Here is a 14,213-nt window from a genome sequence, read left to right as displayed (position 1 = left end):
ATGCACGTGTTCGTCACCGGTGCGTCGGGCTGGGTCGGCCGAGGGCTCGTCCCCGAGCTGATCGCCGCCGGCCACAAGGTCACCGGGCTGGCCCGTTCGGACGCGGCGGCTGAGTCCCTGCGGGCGATGGGAGCCGAGGCCCGTCCGGGATCGCTCGACGACCTCGACGACCTGCGCGACGCGGCCGCCGGCTCCGACGGCGTCGTCCACCTCGCGTTCAAGCACGACCTGTTCTTCGTCGGCGACTCCGCCGGCGCCACCGACGCCGATCGCGGGGCGGTCGAGGCCTTCGGCGAGGCCCTCGCCGGCACCGGCAAGCCGTTCGTCATGGCCTCCGGCATGCTCGGCGTACTCGGGCTGCCCTCCGGTGTCGTCGCCACCGAACGCGACGGGCTGGCCCCGGACGCTGGCAGCACGGGCCCGGTCAGCGGCGCCGGCGGCCGGATGGCGAACGCCCGCCGGGCCCTCGCCCTCGCCGAGCACGGGATCCGCTCCTCGATCGTGCGGCTCCCACCCGCCACCCACGGCAGGGGCGACAACGGCTTCACCGCCACCGCGATCGGCTTCGCCCGCCAGAAGGGCGCCGCCGCGTACGTCGGCGAGGGCGGCAACCGCTGGCCCGCCGTCCACCGCGACGACGCCGCGCGGCTGTTCCGCCTCGCGGTCGAGTCCGCGCCGGCCGGGTCCGTGCTGCACGCGGTCGACGACGAGGGCGTGCCGATCCGTACGGTCGCCGAGGTCCTCGCCGCGCGTCTGGCCGTCCCGGCGGTCTCCGTCAGCTCTGAGGAAGCTGGCGACTACGTCGGCTGGCTCGGCGATCTCTGGGCAGTCGACGGGCCCGCCTCGGCACAGATCACCCGCGACCTTCTCGGATGGCGGCCTGCTGGCCCCGGACTGATCGCGGACCTCCAACAGGGCCACTACTTCACCTGAGCCCACCGAGTGGACCAGGCGCGACAGCCGCACGGGCGGCCCTTTCGCCACCGGTGGGCGGGCGGCCCGGCTCAGCCGCCGGCGACGAGCGCGACCCCGAGCGGCGTACGCCAGTAGAGCACCTCGCGCCCGGACCGCCGCTTGCCGACGGCGCCCGCGTCCAGCAGCACCCGCAGGTGGTCGCTCACCGTCCCGAGGGACAGCCCGGTCACCACCACGAGCTGCGAGGTGCTCAGCGGCGTGTCCAGCCTGGCCAGGATGTTGGCCCGGTTCGCGCCGATCAGCCTGGCGAGCCCGTCGGAGGCCGGTGACGTGGGATCGACCAGGACCCCCCGCACCGGATACACCATCCCGAACCGGACCGGCCTGTCCCAGACCACCCAGCCACGACGGCAGTGCGCCGGAAGGAAGACAAGTTGCTCGGCCTCGTCCAGCGACAGCGGCGGCTCCGGGTAGTCGTTGACCTGGAGACGGCCGTCGCCCAGCCAGCGCATGTTGCGGTTGAGGTCGGCGAACACCGCGGCCCAGCCGCCCGTGCTCAACGCGGCGGTGCGGGCCACGATGTCCGCCCGCAGCCGGCGTTCCCGCTTCGGCCACTCCGGCTCGACGGTGTGCGTCCAGACCCAGTCGAGCAGCTCCACCACCTGACCGGCGAGACCGTCCGCCCGCAACTCGGCGGAGAGCGGCTCCGGGCGGGTGGCGCGCAGGTCGGCCCGGATCCGCTCGTCGGACAGCCGCCCGACGGCCGCCAGCTCCGCCGCGAACGTCGGCTCCGGCCCGGCGGGCGCGACGGTGAGGAAGTCCGCGGTCCACCGGGGATGGAACGACGCGGGCAGCAGCGCCCGGATGACCGGTCGACCGGCCAGCATCCGTCGGAACGCCTCGACGTGCCGTGCTCGCCAGGCCCGCTGCCACGGGGTACGCGGGTCGTGCAGCGCGCGCAGCGCGGCGATCGTGTCGACCATCGGCGAGACCGTGAAGCGGCTGCGCGCGAGTAGATCCGACGGCACCTGCCAGACGCCCACGTTTCGCCTCCGGACGTAACTCTACGAGATCCGCCCGGTGCCCTCGACGATGGCGCCGTGAAGACGTACGCGGATCTGTTCGCGGTCCGGGAGTTCCGCAACCTGTTCCTGGCGAACTGCGCGGGGATCGCGGCGCACACGACGTCGGCGCTGGCGCTGGGCGCGCTGACCTACGCGTCGACCGGCTCGGCGCTGCTCACCGCGCTGAGCATGTTCGGCGCACCACTCGCCGGCGTGCTCGGCAGCCTGACGTTGCTGTCGGCCGCGGACAGCCTGCCGCCCCGCCGGGCGCTGACCCTCGCCGCCCTGGTGGTCGCCGCCGGCACGGCGTTGCAGGCCGTGCCCGGCCTGCCGCTGTGGGCCCGGTTCGCGATCATCTTCGTCGGCGCGTACGTCGGCTCGATCACCGGCGGGGCCCGGTGGGCGCTGCTCACCGACATCCTGCCGACCGACGCCTACGTGCTGGGCAGGTCCACGATGAACACGAGCGTCGGCGCGATGCAGATCGCCGGGTTCGGACTGGCCGGCGTCGTGCTGGTCTGGCTGAACCCGTACGAGGTGTTCCTGCTCTCGACGGTGCTGCGGGTGGTGGCGGCGGCGGTCGGGTGGTTCGGGATCTCGGAGCGCCCGGCGCGGGCCACCGCCCGGATGACGGTCGGGCGCACCCTGCGGGTGAACCGGGAACTGTGGACGGATCCCGGTCGTCGCTCGCTCCTGCTCAACCTGTGGGTGCCGGGCGGACTGGTCGTCGGTTGCGAGGCGCTCTTCGTGCCGTACGCCGGGGATCGGGCCGGTTTCCTCTACGCTGCCGCGGCCCTCGGCATGCTGGCCGGCGACATCGGGGTGGGACGGTTCCTGCCGCCGGACTGGCGGGACCGGCTGGTCCCCGTCCTCCGGCTGCTGCTCGCCCTGCCGTACCTGGTCTTCGCGCTGTCGCCGGCGCTGCCGCTGGCCATGCTCGTCGCGGTCGTCGCCTCGGTGGGCTTCGCCGCCGGGCTGCCGTTGCAGGAGCGGCTGATCGCCCACTCGCCCGCTGAGATCCGGGGCCAGGTGCTCGGCCTGCACCACAACGGGATGCTGGCCACGCAGGCGCTGTGTGCCGTGCTCGCCGGCACGGTCGCGGACCTGGTCCCGGCGAGCTGGGCCGTCGCGCTGCTCGCCGCGGCGTCGCTGGTGGCCACGCTCGTGCTCACCGCCGGGCTGCGACGGACCGCCCCCGCACTGGCGGAGGCGGTCCGCTGAGCGGCCGGGGACGTCGCCCCGGCTGCGTCGACGACGCCGAGCGCGTCGCCGCCGACCCGCCCGTCAGTACGTGTAGAAGCCCTTGCCGCTCTTGCGGCCCAGGTCGCCCGCGGTGACCATGCGCTGGAGCAGCTCCGGCGGGAAGAACTTCTCGTCCGCCGTGTCGGTGTAGATGTTCTTCGATGCGTGCAGCAGCACGTCCACGCCGGTCAGGTCCGTGGTGGCCAGCGGGCCCATGGCGTGGCCAAAACCAAGGCGGCAGGCGGTGTCCAGGTCCTCGGCCGACACCACGCCCGACTCGACGAGCTTGACCGCCTCGACGACCAGGGCGGAGATCAGCCGGGTGGTGACGAAGCCCGCGATGTCGCGGTTGACCACCACGACGGTCTTGCCGATGCCCTCGGCGAACGCCTTCACCGTCGCCAGGGTCTCGTCGCTGGTCTTGTAGCCGCGTACCAGCTCGCAGAGCTTCATCATCGGCACCGGCGAGAAGAAGTGGGTGCCGACGACCGCCTCCGGGCGCTCGGTCACCGCGGCGATCTGCGTCACCGGGATGGCCGAGGTGTTGGTCGCGAGCACCGCGTCGGCCTTGCAGATCTTGTCGAGCGCGCGGAACACCTCGTGCTTGATCTCCAGCCGTTCGAAGACCGCCTCGACCACGATGTCCGCGTCGGCCGCCGCCTCCAGGTCGGTGGTCGGGGTGATCCGGGCGAGGGTCGCCTCGACCTCGGACGCCTCGATCTTCCCCTTCTCGGCGAACTTCGCCAGCGACTTCCGGATGCCGTCCACGCCCCGCCCGGTGGCCGCGTCGTCCAGGTCCCGCAGCGTCACCTGCCAGCCCGCCTGCGCCGCCACCTGGGCGATACCCGAGCCCATCAGCCCGGCCCCGACGACCGCGAGTCGACCCGCCATCTGCTTCTCCCTCGCCTGATTGAGTGTCTGCCAGCACCCTAGTCGGCGAGCCTGAACGGATGCTAAGGCGTGTCGGCGATGTGGCGGCCGCGTCCGGCCTGGCCCCGCGAGCGGGAGCGGGCCGCGCTGGTGCCTACCGACGCGGGCGGGCTCAGATGGTCAGGTCCGGCTCCTCCGGCGCGGTCCCCCGCTCCACCTCGACCCCGAGCGCGCGCAGGTCGGACGCGAAGTCCGGATAGCCCCGGTCCACGTGGTGCACGTGGGAGACCTCCGTGACCCCCTCGGCGCAGAGCCCGGCGATGATCAGCCCGGCCCCGGCCCGGATGTCGGTGGCGCGCACGGGCGCACCCGAGAGCACCTCCCGGCCGCGGACCACCGCGTGGTGGCCGTCGGTCTTGATGTCCGCGCCCAGCCGCATCATCTCGTTGGCGAACATGAACCGGCCGTCGAAGATGTTCTCGGTGATCAGGGAGGCCCCGTCGCTGACCGCGGCCAGCCCGATCGCCATCGGCAGCAGGTCGGTGGCGAACCCGGGGTACGGCAGCGTGACGACGTCCACCGCCTTCGGCCGGTCGTCCATCCGGATCCGGAACGCGTCGCCCCGGGTCTCCACCAGGCCACCGGCGGAGACCAGCTTGTCGAGCGCGACCTCCAGGAAGGCCGGCTCCACCCCGGTCACGGTGACGTCCCCTTGCGTCATCGCCGCGCCGAACGCCCAGGTGCCCGCCACGATCCGGTCCCCCACCGTGGCGTGCCGCACCGGCCGCAGCCCCGGCACCCCCTCGATGTGCAGGGTGGAGGTGCCGGCGCCGGAGATCCGGGCCCCCATCTGGTTCAGCATCGTGCAGATGTCGACGATCTCCGGCTCCCGCGCGGCGTTGTCGATGAGGCTCGGCCCCCGGGCCAGCACCGCCGCCATGACGAGGTTCTCCGTCGCCCCGACGCTGGGGAAGTCGAGCACGATCTCCGCGCCGTGCAGCCCGTGCGGCGCCGACGCGATCACGAACCCGTGCTCGCCGGAGATCTCGGCGCCCATCCGGGTCAGGCCGGAGACGTGCATGTCCAGGCCCCGCGAGCCGATGGCGTCCCCGCCCGGGTGGGCCACCCGCACGTAGCCCTGGCGGGCCAGCAGCGGGCCCAGCACGCAGATCGAGGCGCGCAGCCGGCGTACGAGGTCGTAGTCCGCCTCGGTGCCGGGCCGCTCGGGCACGTCGATGACGACCGACCGGGAGCGGGCCACCCCGTCGTACGCGACCATCGGGTCGACCGGCTCGTCGGCGTCGAAGTGGACGCCGCAGCCGAGCCGGCGGAGCACCTCGCCCATGATGGCGATGTCGGTGATCCGCGGCACATTGGTGATCACACTGCGGCCCGGGGCGAGCAGCGCGGCGGCCATCAGCTTCAGCGCCGAGTTCTTGGCGCCGACGACGTGCACCGTGCCGGCCAGGCGCGCGGCACCGCGTACCCGGATGACGTCGAGTTCGTCGACCGCCGGATCAGCGGCGTCGCCGGGCCCCACCCCGGCCGGTCGGACGGCGGCGCCGCCCGGGCGCTCCGGGATCGTCAGGTCCGCTATCCGTAGGCTGTGCGTCATGGCCGTCCACCTCACGCGCATCTACACAAGGGCCGGCGACGCCGGCATGACCAGGCTGAGCAACAACGAGCAGGTACCGAAGACCGATCCGCGCATCTCCGCGTACGCGGACGTCGACGAGTGCAACGCCGCGATCGGCGTGGCGCTCGCCCTGGGGCAGCTCGACGACGAGCTGCGGGCCGTCCTGGCGTCGATCCAGAACGACATGTTCGACGTGGGAGCCGACCTGTCCACGCCGGTCGAGCCCGATCCGGAGTACCCGCCGCTGCGGGTCACCGAGGCGTACGTCGAGCGCCTGGAGGGCTGGTGCGACGAGTACAACGCACGCCTGAGCAAGCTCGACTCCTTCATCCTCCCCGGCGGCACCGCGGGTGCGGCGCTGCTACACGTGGCGCGGACGGTCGCCCGGCGCGCCGAGCGGGCGGCGTGGGCCCTGGTCGCGCACGACCCGGATCGGACCAGCTCGCTCCCGGCAAAGTATCTCAACCGGCTCTCCGATTTGCTCTTTATCCTGTCAAGAACGGCAAATCCGGACGGAGATGTGCTATGGGTGCCGGGCGGCAAGCGCTGACCACCCACGGTTGACGGAACTGGTCGCGTCGCCACGCCGGCAGTCGATCCGACCTCTGCGGCGTGCGCGGCGCTCCAGTACACCGGCGGCAGGTCGTAGACCGCTGACGGTGGAAGGTGCGGTGGGAGTGCGCCGGATCGCGGGCAGTGCGACGGCAGGGGTTTCCGGGCAGCCCGCCCGCGGAGGGATCAGGCCTGACCACCGGAGCGGGTGGGCTCCGGCGGAAACCCCCAAGGACGAGGGGACGTCAGGCGGCGGGCCAGTCCTGGGAGGCCAGACGCGGCGAGACCGCCCCCGGAGGGGCGGCCTCGAGCCAGGAGAGGAATCCGGTGACCGTGGAACGGGCCATGGCGATCTCCACCGGAGCGTGCCCGCTCGTACAGCGGAGGATGACCCAGTCGGCGGGCATCGAGAGGCGTTCCTGCCCCTCGGGGAGCCGCCGCCGCTCGACGGCGAGCGCCTTGCGGGAGAGCACCCGGGTGGGGCGGATGGCGAAGCTGACCAGCCGGTACCAGCGGAGTTCGTCACCGACGAAGCGGCCGAAGCCGGGAGACCAGCCGCGGCCGTCGAGAATCGTGGAGGTCCGGACGGTGAGCCGGATGATGCCACCGCTACGGGTGACGACGGCCCGCCGCACGATGAGGATCAACAGCGCGCCGAGGATGACGGCGACGCCGATTCCGATCCCCTCGACGATCTCCATCGGCGCTTCGGCTCAGCGGCTCTGCGCGGCGGAGACCGGGGTGGCGCTCTCGGCCAGGACGGTGACGCCCTCGTCGGTCACCGACAGGAAGCCGCCGGCCACCTCGTAGGAGACCTGCTCGCCGCCGGGAAGCTTGATGCGCACCTGGCCGGGCTCGGCAAGCTGGCCGAGCAGGGGCGCGTGCCCCGCCAGCACACCCAGCTCGCCCTCGGTCGTACGGGCGACGACCATCTCGGCCTCGCCGGACCAGACCTTCTCCTCGACGGCTACGAGCTCGACGTGAAGCTGCTTTGCCACGCTGTCTCCTTGCTGCGGCGGCGGATTGTCGAAAGTCTAGTCGTGCCTCCGACCAGCCCCCAACGCGGGTGGCGAGACCTGCGCCACGGCTACTTCGACTTGTTCTGGAAGTCAGGATGCTCCACCAGGAACGCGTCGAGCTGCCCCTTGCTCAGTGCGGCGAAGAAGTCGTCCACGGCGGGCTCGAACTTCTCGCCCCGGTACTGGCCGTTCTCGATGACCGAGCCGCCCGGCAGTTTGATCATCTGGATCGTCTCCGGGCGGATGTCCTTCAGCGCCAGGCCGAAGTCGACCACGCCGTGGCCCCGGCCGCTGAAGATCAGCGACTCGCCGGCCGCGCGCAGCACCCGGTCCAGCTTGACCGGGTTGGTCACCACGTCGGCGCTCAGCGCCTGACCCGCCATGGCCTTGACGAACTGCTGCTGGTGCCGCTGCCGCCCGTAGTCGCCGTCGGGAACCCCGTTCTTCGGGTAGCGCTGGCGGACGTAGTCGAGCGCCTGCCAGCCGCTGAGGTGCTGGTTGCCCTTCTTGTAGACCGCCTGCGGGCCGACGTAGCCCTCACCGTTCGGGTTCGGCTTGCGGTGCTTGCCGTCCGGCTCCCGGTGCTCGGAGCGCACCTCGCGCTCGATGTACATGTCGACGCCGCCCATCGCGTCGACGATCTTCTTGAAGCCGTTGAAGTTGATGATGGCGCCGGCGTCGAAGCGCGTGATGCCGGTGACGTTCTGCACCGTCGTCGCCAGCAGCTCGAAGCCGCGGGCCGCGTCCGGATTGGCGCCGGGCACCCGGCTGCCGTACGACATCGCCGCGTTGAGCCGGTCGGTGCCGCCGTTGAACTCCGCGCGGCTGAACTTGGGGATCTCCACGATGAGGTCACGCGGCATGGAGAAGAGGTAGGCGCGGTCCATCTCCGCCGGCACGTGCAGCACCATGACCGAGTCGGCCAGCGGCGGCATCTCCGGATTGCGCGGGTCGATGCCCACCAGCAGGATGTTGAGCGGGCCCTTGATGTCGCTCTTGCGCTCCTTGGCCCCGGCCGCCTGGTCGCCGAAGAGGTCGGCCTTGCCGACGGCGCCCTCGTAGCGGGCCATCAGCGCCTCGGCTCCGACCAGCACCGCGCCGCTGAGCAGCATCAGGACGGCACCGAAGACGGTGCAGACCCGGGCCCAGCGCGGCACACCCGACCACCTGGACGGCTTGGCGCCGCCCTTGTCGGCCTTACCCACGATCATCTCCGTTCGTCACGCCCACGATCAGGAGACGGGCGCATGCAGCCGGTTCGTTGCGATCGGCGCCCACGTGGTGCGTGGGCGGATCGACGTTACCTCGCGTACGGCATGATCGCCGAGTACGCCGATCGGGTCGGCGGCGATCAAGACGCCCGAAGACGGGCAAAAGGCCGCCCCGGTAACCCGGGGCGGCCTTTCGTCAGGACCGACAGGTCAGCTCTTCATGAGCTCGGCTGCCTTGCGCTCCAGGTCCTCCAGACCACCGCACATGAAGAAGGCCTGCTCGGGGAAGTGGTCGTACTCACCCTCGCTGATCTTCTTGAAGGCCTCGATGGTCTCCTGGATCGGCACCGTCGAGCCCGGCACGCCGGTGAACTGCTCCGCCGCGTAGGTGTTCTGCGACAGGAAGCGCTCGATCCGCCGCGCGCGCTGCACGGTGATCTTGTCTTCCTCGGAGAGCTCCTCGATACCGAGGATGGCGATGATGTCCTGCAGGTCCTTGTACTTCTGCAGGATCCGCTTCACCTCGGTCGCCACCGCGAAGTGCTCGGCGCCGACGAACTCCGGGGCGAGGATCCGGGACGAGGACGCCAGCGGGTCCACGGCCGGGTAGATGCCCTTGTCGGAGATCGAACGCTCCAGGTTGGTGGTCGCGTCGAGGTGGGCGAACGTGGTGGCCGGAGCGGGGTCGGTGTAGTCGTCCGCCGGCACGTAGATCGCCTGCATCGAGGTGATGGCCTGGCCCCGGACGGAGGTGATCCGCTCCTGGAGCTCGCCCATCTCGTCGGCCAGGGTCGGCTGGTAGCCCACCGCGCTCGGCATCCGGCCGAGCAGGGTGGAGACCTCCGAACCGGCCTGGGTGAAGCGGAAGATGTTGTCGATGAAGAGCAGCACCTCCTGCTTCTTCACGTCGCGGAAGTACTCCGCCATCGTCAGCGCGGAGAGGGCGACCCGCAGGCGGGTGCCCGGCGGCTCGTCCATCTGGCCGTAGACCAGCGCGGTCTTGTCGATGACGCCCGACTCGGTCATCTCGGCGATGAGGTCGTTGCCCTCGCGGGTGCGCTCACCCACGCCGGCGAAGACCGAGGTACCACCGAAGTTCCGGGCCACACGGGTGATCATCTCCTGGATGAGCACCGTCTTGCCCACGCCGGCACCGCCGAACAGGCCGATCTTGCCGCCCTTGACGTACGGGGCGAGCAGGTCGATGACCTTGATGCCGGTCTCCAGCATCTCGGTCTTCGGCTCCAGGTCCGCGAAGGCCGGGGCCTTGCGGTGGATTCCCCAGTGGTCGTCGGGCTGGAGCGTCTCGCCCTCGGTGAGGTTGAGGCACTCGCCGATCGCGTTGAACACGTGGCCCTTGACCGTGTCGCCCACCGGAACGGTGATCGGCGAGCCGGAGTCGCGCACCTCGGTGCCGCGAACCAGGCCGTCGGTCGGCTGCATCGAGATGGCGCGGACCATGTTGTCGCCCAGGTGCTGGGCGACCTCGAGGGTCAGCGTCTTCTCGCCGCCCGAGAGCGTCACGTTGACGTGCAGGGCGTTGAACAGGGCCGGCATGACGTCGCGCGGGAACTCGGCGTCGACGACCGGGCCGATGACCCGGACCACGCGACCCGTGGCCGTCTTGGTCTCTACTGGGGCAGTCATCACACTTCACTTCCCGACGCGGCCAGCGCGTTCGCGCCGCCGACGATCTCGCTGATCTCCTGGGTGATCCCGGCCTGGCGGGCCGAGTTCATCTCACGCGTGTACTTCTCGATCATCTCTTCGGCGTTGTCGGTGGCGCTCTTCATCGCCCGCCGACGGGCCGCCGACTCGCTCGCCGCCGACTCCAGCAACGCCGCGTAGATCCGCGTGTTGATGTACTTCGGCAGCAGCGCGTCGAGCAGCGCCTCCGCGTCCGGCTCGAAGTCGTACGCCGGCAGTGCGCCCTCGGACCGGGGCCGGTCCTCCACCTGCATCGGGCCGATGACCTTGGTGACCGGGGTCTGGGTCATCAGGGAGTGGAACTCGGTGTAGACGATGTGCAGCTCGTCCACCCCGAGCACCCCGTCCGCCCCGGCGCCGCCGTCGACGTCGTCCGCACCGGCGGTGAACGCCTTGATCAGCGTCTCGCCCACCGCGCGGGCGTCGGCGAAGGTCGGCTGCTCCGAGAACCCGGTCCAGTTGGCCTCGATCGGCCGGTCGCGGAACCGGAAGAACCCGACGCCCTTGCGCCCGATGACGTAGAGCACCGGCTCCTTGCCGTCGGCCCGCAGCCGGGCGATCAGCGACTCGGCCATCTTGATGGCGTTGGAGCTGTAACCACCGGCCAGGCCGCGGTCGGAGGTGACCAGCAGGACGCCCGCCCGCCGCACCCGCGGACGCGGGGTGAGCAGCGGGTGGTCGATCTGCGCGTTGGACGCCAGCGCCGTGAGCACACCGGTGACAGCCTGGGCGTACGGCAGGGACGCCTCCACCCGGGCCTGGGCCTTGGCGATCCGGCTCGTCGCCACGAGCTCCATCGCCTTGGTGATCTTCTTCATCCCCTTCGCCGAGCGGATCCGTTGACGAAGAACGCGTACCTGGGCCGCCATGAATCAGCCCTTACTGGTTCTCGGCCGGGCCGGCGCTGGCGCCGTCACGGAAGCGGGTCACCGTCTCGCGGCTCTCCTCGCCCTCCAGCGGCGCGGCCGGGGCCTCGTTGATCCGCCGCTCGTCCTCCTTGCCGAGGAAGACCTGCTTGAAGTCGGCGATGGCGGCGTCGAGCGAGCCGATGATGTCGTCGTTCCACTGGTGGTCGGCGATGCTGGCCAGCACACCCTCGTGCTTGTGACGCAGGTACTGGAGGAACTCCGACTCGAAGCGGCGGATCTCCCCGACCGGGACGTCGTCCAGCTTGCCCTCGGTGCCGGCCCAGACCGAGACGACCTGCTCCTGCACCGGGTACGGCGAGTAGTTCGGCTGCTTGAGCAGCTCGACCAGGCGCGAACCGCGGTCCAGCTGGGCGCGGGAGGCCTTGTCCAGGTCGGAGGCGAAGGCGGCGAACGCCTCCAGCTCGCGGTACTGGGCCAGGTTGAGCCGCAGCGAACCGGCGACCTTCTTCATCGGCTTCACCTGCGCGGCGCCACCGACCCGGGAGACCGAGGTGCCGACGTTGATGGCCGGCCGGACGCCCTGGTTGAACAGGTCGGTCTCGAGGAAGATCTGGCCGTCGGTGATGGAGATGACGTTGGTCGGGATGAAGGCCGAGATGTCGTTGGCCTTCGTCTCGATGATCGGCAGGCCGGTCATCGAGCCGCCGCCCATCTCGTCGGAGAGCTTCGCGCAGCGCTCCAGCAGGCGGGAGTGCAGGTAGAAGACGTCACCCGGGTACGCCTCGCGGCCCGGCGGGCGACGCAGCAGCAGGGACACGGCGCGGTACGCCTCGGCCTGCTTGCTCAGGTCGTCGAAGACGATCAGGACGTGCTTGCCGCCGTACATCCAGTGCTGTCCGATGGACGAGCCGGTGTAGGGGGCGAGGTACTTGAAGCCCGCCGGGTCGGAGGCCGGGGAGGCGACGATGGTGGTGTACTCCATCGCGCCCGCCTCCTCCAGGATGCCCTTGATCGAGGCGATCGTGGAGGCCTTCTGGCCGATGGCGACGTAGATGCAGCGGACCTGCTTCTTCGGGTCGCCGGAGCGCCAGTTGTCCCGCTGGTTGAGGATGGTGTCCAGCGCGACGGTGGTCTTGCCGGTCTTCCGGTCGCCGATGATCAGCTGACGCTGGCCGCGGCCGATCGGGGTCATGGCGTCGACGGCCTTGATACCGGTCTGCAGCGGCTCGTCGACGGACTGCCGGGCCATCACGTTCGGGGCCTGGAGCTCCAGCTCGCGGAAGCCCTCGTTGGCGATGTCGCCGAGCCCGTCGATCGGCTGGCCGAGCGCGTTGACCACGCGGCCGAGGAAGGCGTCGCCGACCGGCACGGAGAGCACCCGGCCGGTGCGCTTGACGCGCTGGCCCTCTTCGAGCTTGGCGGAGTCACCGAGAACGACGACACCGATCTCCCGGACGTCGAGGTTCAGCGCCACACCCAGGGTGCCGTCCTCGAACTCCAGGAGCTCGTTGGTCATGGTCGAGGGGAGGCCCTCGACGTGGGCGATGCCGTCGCCGGTGTCGGCGACGGTACCGACCTCCTCGCGGGAGAGTTCGGACGAGTAGGAGGAGACGTAGCGCTCCAGGGCGCCGCGGATCTCCTCCGTCGAGATGGTCAGCTCGGCCATCCTCTGCTTCCTTAAGTATCAGGGGCCCGGGATACCTAGTACCGACCGGTCCGAATGGCGTCTATCAGGGCGCTGGGCGGCGGTGCCGCCTCAGCGCTTCGCGAGCGCGTTACGGCTCTCGTTGAGGCGGCGCAGAACGGTGCCGTCGTACAGGTCGGAGCCGACCCGTACGCTCACGCCACCGAGAACCGAGGGGTCCACCGTCTGCTTGACGGAAACCTCTCGACCGTATATCGCGGAGAGGCTGGCACCCAACCGGCGCTCGTCCTCTTCACTCAACGGGGCCGCGGCGGTCACGTACGCCACCTGCCGGTCCCGCCGGTCGGCGGCGAGCTCGACCAGCCGGGTGAGCGCCCCGTTGAAGGAGCGTCCCCCGAACCCGCTCAACGCCACCTCGACGAGGCTGACGGTGACCGGGCGGGCCTTGCCGGCGAGCAGTTCGCGGACCAGGCCGGCCCGCTGCCCGATCGGGGCGATCGGGTCGGCCAGCGCGTTGGAGAGCGCGGGCTGACCGGCGACCACCTGACCGAAGCGGAACAGCTCGTCCTCGACCTCACCGAGGTCGCCGGCGGAGTCGGCGCTGGCCAGCAGCGCCTCCACGCCGATCCGCTCGGCGCCGTCGAGCAGCTCCGACGGCACCGACCAGCGGCCGGACACCAGCGCGGTGACCAGGTCCAGCGCCTCGGCGCCGACCTTGCCACGCAGCAGCTCACCGAGCAGGGCCGCGCGGTCGGCGCCCGAGCGGGCCGGGTCGGAGAGCGCCCGGCGCAGCCGCGGCTCGCGCCGCAGCAGGTCGGCGACGGAGAGGATGTCGGCGGCGGTGGTGGCCACCGCCGACGGCTCCGCGCCGCGGACGTACGCGTCGAGGCGCTCGGCCGCGACCTTGTACGACTCCCGGCTGGCGGCCTGCATCAGCGGGCCCCCGCGCTCTCGAGGTTGCTCAGGAACCGGTCGACGGTGCCCTTGCGACGCGCCTCGTCGGCGAGGGACTCCCCGACGATCTTGCTGGCCAGGTCGACCGCGATCGTGCCGACCTCCGTACGCAGCTCGCGCACGATGGTGGCCCGCTCGGCGGCGAGCTGCTCCTTGCCGGCCGCGATGATCCGGTCGGACTCCTCCCGCGCCTTGGCGAGGATGTCCTGGCGGATGCCCTCGGCGTCGGCCCGGGCGTCGTCCCGGATCCGGGCCGCCTCGGTACGCACCTCGGCGAGCTGGGCGCGGTACTGCTCAAGCACCTGGTTCGCCTCGGCCTGGGCGGCCTCGGCCCGCTTGAGCCCACCCTCGATCGCGTCGACCCGCGCCTGGTACATCGCCTCCATGCGGGGCATGACGAACTTCAGCAGGACGAAGCAGAGCAGGGCGAAGGCGATGGTCCCGACGACCATCTCCTGCCAGATGGGCAGGATCGGGTTGTGCTCCACACCTTCTGCGGCGATGAACATGTCAGACCTCCGGGTCGGGA

The 14,213-nt window shown here is 71.2% G+C and carries 14 protein-coding genes; 3 read left to right on the top strand and 11 right to left on the bottom strand.

The window, feature by feature from the left end:
- The gene (locus tag ACGFIG_RS04415) at nt 1-933 is read left to right on the top strand and encodes an SDR family oxidoreductase (RefSeq protein WP_392999035.1); all 933 of its coding nucleotides are present in this window, start codon (nt 1-3) and stop codon (nt 931-933) included.
- A gap of 71 nt (nt 934-1,004) precedes the next feature.
- Here the strand turns inward: ACGFIG_RS04415 and ACGFIG_RS04410 are convergent, their stop codons facing one another.
- Nucleotides 1,005-1,958 (bottom strand): helix-turn-helix domain-containing protein, encoded by a 954-nt coding sequence (locus ACGFIG_RS04410; RefSeq protein ID WP_392999033.1) that lies wholly within the window; start codon nt 1,956-1,958, stop codon nt 1,005-1,007.
- Nucleotides 1,959-2,015: 57 nt separating this feature from the next.
- On the opposite strand from ACGFIG_RS04410, the gene ACGFIG_RS04405 reads away from it, so the two are divergent.
- Nucleotides 2,016-3,200: an MFS transporter gene (locus ACGFIG_RS04405; RefSeq protein WP_392999031.1), complete on the top strand. Its 1,185-nt coding sequence runs from the start codon at nt 2,016-2,018 to the stop codon at nt 3,198-3,200.
- A gap of 63 nt (nt 3,201-3,263) precedes the next feature.
- Here ACGFIG_RS04405 and ACGFIG_RS04400 read toward each other — a convergent pair whose 3' ends face one another.
- Both ACGFIG_RS04400 and murA read right to left on the bottom strand, forming a co-directional pair.
- Nucleotides 3,264-4,112 carry a 3-hydroxyacyl-CoA dehydrogenase family protein gene (locus tag ACGFIG_RS04400; protein WP_392999029.1) on the bottom strand — a complete coding sequence of 283 codons (849 nt, stop codon included), beginning with the start codon at nt 4,110-4,112 and terminating at the stop codon, nt 3,264-3,266.
- A 151-nt stretch (nt 4,113-4,263) separates the two neighbouring features.
- Nucleotides 4,264-5,706 carry a UDP-N-acetylglucosamine 1-carboxyvinyltransferase gene (gene murA / locus ACGFIG_RS04395; protein WP_392999027.1) on the bottom strand — a complete coding sequence of 481 codons (1,443 nt, stop codon included), beginning with the start codon at nt 5,704-5,706 and terminating at the stop codon, nt 4,264-4,266.
- On the opposite strand from murA, the gene ACGFIG_RS04390 reads away from it, so the two are divergent.
- Nucleotides 5,705-6,277, top strand: coding sequence for a cob(I)yrinic acid a,c-diamide adenosyltransferase (locus tag ACGFIG_RS04390; RefSeq protein ID WP_392999025.1), 573 nt, complete (start codon nt 5,705-5,707; stop codon nt 6,275-6,277). The two genes, murA and ACGFIG_RS04390, sit on opposite strands and share 2 nt — an antisense overlap.
- A gap of 247 nt (nt 6,278-6,524) precedes the next feature.
- On the opposite strand, the gene ACGFIG_RS04385 is transcribed toward ACGFIG_RS04390, so the two are convergent.
- The 8 genes from ACGFIG_RS04385 to ACGFIG_RS04350 all read right to left on the bottom strand — a co-directional run bounded on the left by ACGFIG_RS04385 (nt 6,525) and on the right by ACGFIG_RS04350 (nt 14,193).
- Nucleotides 6,525-6,980 (bottom strand): DUF2550 domain-containing protein, encoded by a 456-nt coding sequence (locus ACGFIG_RS04385; RefSeq protein ID WP_392999023.1) that lies wholly within the window; start codon nt 6,978-6,980, stop codon nt 6,525-6,527.
- 12 nt (nt 6,981-6,992) lie between these two features.
- The gene (locus ACGFIG_RS04380) at nt 6,993-7,277 is read right to left on the bottom strand and encodes a F0F1 ATP synthase subunit epsilon (protein ID WP_392999021.1); all 285 of its coding nucleotides are present in this window, start codon (nt 7,275-7,277) and stop codon (nt 6,993-6,995) included.
- Between the two features lie 89 nt (nt 7,278-7,366).
- Nucleotides 7,367-8,509, bottom strand: a complete 1,143-nt coding sequence (locus ACGFIG_RS04375; RefSeq protein WP_392999019.1) for an LCP family protein — start codon at nt 8,507-8,509, stop codon at nt 7,367-7,369.
- A 210-nt stretch (nt 8,510-8,719) separates the two neighbouring features.
- A complete protein-coding gene (gene atpD / locus ACGFIG_RS04370) occupies nt 8,720-10,156 on the bottom strand; it encodes a F0F1 ATP synthase subunit beta (protein ID WP_392999017.1) in 1,437 nt (478 codons plus the stop codon).
- A complete protein-coding gene (locus ACGFIG_RS04365) occupies nt 10,156-11,085 on the bottom strand; it encodes a F0F1 ATP synthase subunit gamma (protein ID WP_392999015.1) in 930 nt (309 codons plus the stop codon). The genes atpD and ACGFIG_RS04365 overlap by 1 nt, the downstream gene beginning before the upstream one ends.
- Before the next feature lie 10 nt (nt 11,086-11,095).
- Nucleotides 11,096-12,751, bottom strand: a complete 1,656-nt coding sequence (gene atpA / locus ACGFIG_RS04360; protein WP_392999013.1) for a F0F1 ATP synthase subunit alpha — start codon at nt 12,749-12,751, stop codon at nt 11,096-11,098.
- 90 nt (nt 12,752-12,841) lie between these two features.
- Nucleotides 12,842-13,663, bottom strand: a complete 822-nt coding sequence (locus ACGFIG_RS04355; RefSeq protein ID WP_392999011.1) for a F0F1 ATP synthase subunit delta — start codon at nt 13,661-13,663, stop codon at nt 12,842-12,844.
- Nucleotides 13,663-14,193, bottom strand: a complete 531-nt coding sequence (locus tag ACGFIG_RS04350; protein WP_088998661.1) for a F0F1 ATP synthase subunit B — start codon at nt 14,191-14,193, stop codon at nt 13,663-13,665. The genes ACGFIG_RS04355 and ACGFIG_RS04350 overlap by 1 nt, the downstream gene beginning before the upstream one ends.
- Nucleotides 14,194-14,213 lie beyond the last annotated feature (20 nt).

The organism is Micromonospora sp. NPDC049048 (genome assembly GCF_043197615.1).
Taxonomy (GTDB): domain Bacteria; phylum Actinomycetota; class Actinomycetes; order Mycobacteriales; family Micromonosporaceae; genus Micromonospora.
This window is presented reverse-complemented; position numbering and strand designations above follow the sequence as displayed.